General features: G+C 38.2%; 5 protein-coding genes. All 5 read right to left on the reverse strand.

The window, feature by feature from the left end; translation table 11 throughout:
* The coding region (locus WC955_12905) for an RHS repeat-associated core domain-containing protein (protein ID MFA5859953.1) at nt 1-627 on the reverse strand (627 nt) is incomplete at its 3' end.
* Between the two features lie 220 nt (nt 628-847).
* Nucleotides 848-1,687, reverse strand: a complete 840-nt coding sequence (locus WC955_12910; protein MFA5859954.1) for a hypothetical protein — start codon at nt 1,685-1,687, stop codon at nt 848-850.
* Nucleotides 1,684-3,420 (reverse strand): RHS repeat-associated core domain-containing protein, encoded by a 1,737-nt coding sequence (locus WC955_12915; protein ID MFA5859955.1) that lies wholly within the window; start codon nt 3,418-3,420, stop codon nt 1,684-1,686. Before WC955_12915 ends, WC955_12910 begins: the two co-directional genes overlap by 4 nt.
* A gap of 42 nt (nt 3,421-3,462) precedes the next feature.
* Entirely contained in the window at nt 3,463-4,203 is a 741-nt protein-coding gene (locus tag WC955_12920; protein MFA5859956.1) for a DUF4431 domain-containing protein, read from the reverse strand.
* A 52-nt stretch (nt 4,204-4,255) separates the two neighbouring features.
* A partial coding sequence (locus WC955_12925; GenBank protein MFA5859957.1) for an RHS repeat-associated core domain-containing protein occupies nt 4,256-5,538 on the reverse strand: 1,283 nt, incomplete at its 5' end.

Consider the following 5,538-nt stretch of genomic DNA (forward strand, 5'->3'; position numbering starts at 1 on the left):
GTCAGTTACTGGATCACGGGAAATAAAGCGTCCCACAAATGAGTCATAGTACCTCGCGCCCATGAGTGATAAACCGGTATCGTCGTTACGAACGCCTAACGAACCAATAAACCCGTAAATAGCTGCCGTGCCACTGCTATCTAAGATATTCCCAAACGGGTCGTATTTGTATGTTCCTGTGATATTGCCGTTACCGTCGGTCACCGCAGCCACGCTGCCTAACCCATCACAGTGATAATAGTTAGTTGTGATTATGTTTCCGCCAAGAGATTGGACGGAACACACCATCTCGTTCCCGGGCCAAACATACACATAGCGTGTTACAGTGTCCCCGTTGATTTCATAAATGTTGTTGCATTGCAGAGCGTCGTAGATACAACGCTGAGTTTCTGTGGGGCTACTGGCATTAGCTTCGTATTTCTCTACTTCCATCCTCTTCCCCGCGTGGTTGTAGATATATTTTTGGTAACTCCCGTTGGGGAATATTAGCTTGTTAAGCCTGTTTTCGTAGTCGTATTCATAACTTGTGGTATTGTTATTCTCTGTTTTTTCTGTCATATTCCCATTACCGTCGTAGCCATAACTCAACGCTGTATACGTACTCTTATACGCCGATACCCCTACCATAATACTCCCTGTTGTGTCAGATAAGTCATAGTTATCTGTATTTCCCGTCCCGCCATTTAACGCGGTACACTGTACCTGTGCCCCGGTCAACTCGTTGGCTGCGTTGTACTGGTACGCTGCGTTCCCGCCCCAGTCGGTGTATGTTGTGCGGTTACCCGCATCATCATAGTTATACGCCTGTGTGTGCGTGTCCGGGTACGTAACTTCTTTTAACTGATAATTATCTTATCCAATATTTGACAAAGATTATTCCCATGTACCACAAGCCCCAGATAAATACAATCTGTTTTATCCAAAATATGATGTAGTATGCCCTATCAAGTGTCAATCGTGATCTCTCATTTATAAGCCTGTAATTATAGGAAGAATATACTGCAGGGGCTATGAGTTTATATATTGCACGTTTAAAATATTTTATGAGGTGAAATACCAATAAAAAGAGTAAGCAGTATATAAATATCTTAACTTCAAAATATGTAACCTTTCTCACTAGCAGACAAAATATTATAAATAATGATATTGCTAGTAAAACAAATTCTGTTATTAGCAGTTTATTAAAATTATTTTTCCTCTTCTTTTCTAACACTTTTCTCTTTTCAAAGTCTTTAAGCCGGATTAATGTTGTTGTATCTACACAATCGCTTGGCGTGTATTTAACAATGTCGGCAAGTATACTATAATAATCGCCTCCGCCTACTAAGGAGTTGCTTAGACCAATAGAAGTTGTTCTACCATCCCTAAAAGATATAAATGTTATATTATTAAGAACTGCTATTGAAAATACACTTTTAACCTCATACCACATGTATTGTTTTGTTCGCTTGGGAATCAAGTGATTATATACCGTAAGTCCGTCTTCGTTATAGTCAAGAAAAATAATCCTCTTTATCCATTCCCAAAGAAATATTAGGAACATTACTGAACAAATTATATATCCAATTGTATTTGTTAAAGTAGTTGTGTTTTTAGATGCATCAAAAAATGCTGAAAGTATTACTAAACCGAAAAATACAATAAATATCCATATATTTCTTCCAACTGCTATTACTTGTTTTTTCATTTGAATGATTCAATTAATTTATGAGTTTGCGATTTACCGTAATTATAGCCCCAGTAGCCTCCAGCAATAGATAGCGGTAAACTTAATCCTATGGGTTCACCTAAAAGCGTACCAGCACTAGCTCCTAATATTCCAGTTACTGTACCAACCGCGTTCTCTGCATATATTTCCGCTACATCACTCAAGTAATTGCTTAAAGGTTCATATGCTGTTTTTTGCGATTGATCAACTAAATCTAAAGCTGTACTTGTAGCAAATGAAAAAAATGACAACGAATCACTAAGGTTTTTTAATGAATCTTTCAGGCTTCTACCAACACCAACTAGGTCTTGAACAATACTTTTGGTTGTTGGGTTGGTATTCACTGCGTTACTAAGCGTATCCTGTACTACTTTATCATTCGCTGCTGAACTAATAATATCGGCAGCGGTAACTTCAGTTTCAATTACTTTTTGTGCTATATTGCTAACTGTTTCTGCGGGATTATTTTCTGCATTTTTAGTATTCCCAGTAGCGCTATCGTTGTTATTACCAAAGAACAGTTCAGCACAAGAACTAGGATTATAATCAAGTTCATCGCACATATCAAAACTCATGTCTCTATAACCTTGTCCAAAAGCTGCTAGAGTGTCTCTTGCTTCTTTGCTGAGTGGTTCTTCATATTCTTTAGAAAACAACCCCTTCGGGTCTATCAAGTTTAACGGGTTGTTACGGCAGTATACGTACTTGTTGAAAGAAACAGAATCGCTCATGTCAGTTACTGGATCACGGGAAATGAACCGTCCGATAAACGAGTCGTAGTACCTCGCGCCCATGAGTGATAAACCGGTATCGTCATTCCTCACACCCAGAGAACCGATAAACCCGTATATCGCTGCTGTTCCGCTACTGTCTAATATATTCCCAAACGGGTCGTATTTGTATGTTCCGGTTATATTCCCACTTCCATCAGTCACCGCAGCCACGCTGCCTAACCCATCACAGTGATAGTAGTTTGTTGTGACAATGTTTCCGCCAAGAGATTGGACAGAACACACCATCTCGTTACCGGGCCAAACATACACATAGCGTGTTACAGTGTCCCCATTGATTTCATAAATGTTGTTGCATTGCAGAGCGTCGTAGATACAGTATTGTGTCTCTGTCGGACTACTTTCGTTGACTTTGTATTTTTCCACTGACATTCTTTTCCCCGCGTGGTTGTAGATATATTTTTGGTAACTCCCGTTGGGGAATATTAGCTTGTTAAGCCTGTTTTCGTAATCGTACTCGTATGAAGTAGTTTTATCGTTCTCTATTTTTTCTGTCATATTCCCATTACCGTCGTAGCCATAACTCAATGCTGTATACGTACTCTTATACGCCGATACCCCTACCATAATACTCCCTGTGGTGTCAGACAAGTCGTAGTTACCTGTGTTTCCTGTTCCACCTGTTAAGTTAGTACACGTTACTTGTGCACCAGTCAGTTCATTCCCAGCGTTGTACTGGTACGCTGCATTCCCGCCCCAGTCGGTGTATGTTGTGCGGTTACCCGCATCATCATAGTTATACGCCTGTGTGTGCGTGTCCGGATACGTAACTTCTTTTAACTGATAAATATCATCATACCCATATCCCGCAGTACCGTCAATAGAATGGAAGTACGGCATCCCGGAAAGATTACTGTCTATATTTTCTACCCAATTGTTAGCGTTGTAGGTATACGACGTTTCTATACCGTTAGGAAACATTATTTTCTTGCGTGTACCAGTTTTGTAGTAATCAAAACTTAACTATTTCTCTTTCTTGATTTCTTTAATATCTTTGACCCATATTAAAACATCCGTATAATGATGCGATGTAATAGAATGGAATAAAGTACCCTTTATCAGTATTTTCTTATTAATTAGTTGTTTCACTCTTTGGTATTCCGATGTTGCTATTTGAATTCGCTCAATATTTACAACTGTTTCTGAATCAAACTTATTTTTCGAATTAGGCATTACATTGATAGGTTTTTCTAACTTAATCACATGATACTTGACTTTTGTGTCTGTTTCAGGATTTTCGCCGTAATTAGGCGGTCCATACTCGTCTGCTTCTTCTAAAGCACCTCTTAATTCCACAATTTCCGGTTCATACTTATACCATTTCAAGCCTTCTTTTACTTCATATAACCTTATTAAGCTAAGAAATAGATTTTTCTTTAGAAAACCAGCAACAAATACTTTTTTATTAATCATATCTTTTAGTTTCTTTAACAGTTTATCATCGTCAGTATCAATCCGAATCAATGAAGTAGTAGTAACTAGAGAGTAATACTTGTCTTTGTTGTCATTGATTTGCATTTCTTTTATTATGCCTTCCGCTTCTACAAAACGAGAAATATATATATTTTTTTTATTTGTACTTTTATTTCTTTTTAGAGTTTTTTGATTTGATATACTAATAAAAGTATTATTTGAAGGTTGCTCGGCATTTACCAAATTATACTGTAAATAAAAAAACATAAATATATTAAACATAATTACCATTGAGCAGCGAGATATCATAAATTACCCTTCAGAAACATCTATATATTTAAAGTCACCGCCTATAATTTGAGTACTGCGCAACAGTACCTTGTTTAAAACCTTCATATTCTTGTATTACATTCGCAAATATAGTAAGTTGAGCATCGTCGAGAGAACTAATTGGTGTATCTGCTAGGAAACCTGTTTGCTCAACGATAAATTGTATATAAGCTTCTGTTCTATTTTCATTTGGAGGAGCATATTTATACATGGTATCTCTAATTGATAAATTGTTATATACATCTCTCAACAGTCTTGATATTGCTTTAAAACCAGTCTCATAATCAGGAAACACTGATCTCTCATCTATACATGCTATTGCTCCATATTTATCTGGATTATCTCCACATTCCATATTTCCAGGATTGTTGTGCCTCCAAGAAATTGTCCCACCTTGTCGTATTTGAGAATAGTTGCCATAATTAATTACAATACCTAATTCTCCAAATTTTTTTGCAGTAACCTGAGTTTCTTCAAATAATGTTGTTATTTTCGAAAGAATACTAACCTTTCCTGATTCCTCAAGTATTGTTGCTATGTCATCTATACTTTGTGCTGATGCAATTTCAAACCCTTGTCCTTTGGATGCTAATATGTCTAGTACTTCTTCGCTAAGCGGTTCATCATTCTGTAAACCCTTCGGGTCTATTAAGTTTATCGGGTTGTTCCTACAATACACATACTTGTTGAACGCCACGGAATCGCTCATATCAGTGACGGGGTCTCGAGAAATGAACCGTCCGATAAACGAGTCATAATATCTCGCGCCCATGAGTGATAAACCGGTATCGTCGTTACGAACGCCTAACGAACCAATGAATCCGTATATCGCAGGTGTACCGCTACTATCCAATATATTCCCAAATGGGTCGTATTTGTATGTTCCGGTTATGTTGCCCGCACCGTCGGTAACAGCTGCGACACTGCCCAATCCGTCACAATGATAATAGTTTGTTGTGACAATGTTTCCGCCGAGGGATTGGACGGAACACACCATCTCGTTCCCGGGCCAAACATACACATAGCGTGTCACTGTATCCCCGTTGATTTCGTAAATGTTGTTGCATTGCAGAGCGTCGTAGATACACCTTTGGGTTGCCGTAGGGCTGCTGGCATTAGCTTCGTATTTCTCTACTTCCATCCTCTTCCCCGCGTGGTTGTAGATATATTTTTGGTAACTTCCGTTGGGGAATATTAGCTTGTTAAGCCTGTTTTCGTAATCGTACTCGTATGAAGTAGTTTTATCGTTCTCTATTTTTTCTGTCATATTCCCATTACCGTCGTAGCCATAACTCA

Source organism: Elusimicrobiota bacterium (genome assembly GCA_041658405.1).
Classification (GTDB): domain Bacteria; phylum Elusimicrobiota; class UBA5214; order JBBAAG01; family JBBAAG01; genus JBBAAG01.

Excerpts from the sequence above, each read along its gene's own strand:
- WC955_12920 (MFA5859956.1), bottom strand. The coding sequence starts at position 4,203 with ATGGTAATTATGTTTAATATATTTATGTTTTTTTATTTACAGTATAAT.
- WC955_12910 (MFA5859954.1), bottom strand. The coding sequence starts at position 1,687 with ATGAAAAAACAAGTAATAGCAGTTGGAAGAAATATATGGATATTTATT.
- WC955_12915 (MFA5859955.1), bottom strand. The coding sequence starts at position 3,420 with ATGTTTCCTAACGGTATAGAAACGTCGTATACCTACAACGCTAACAAT.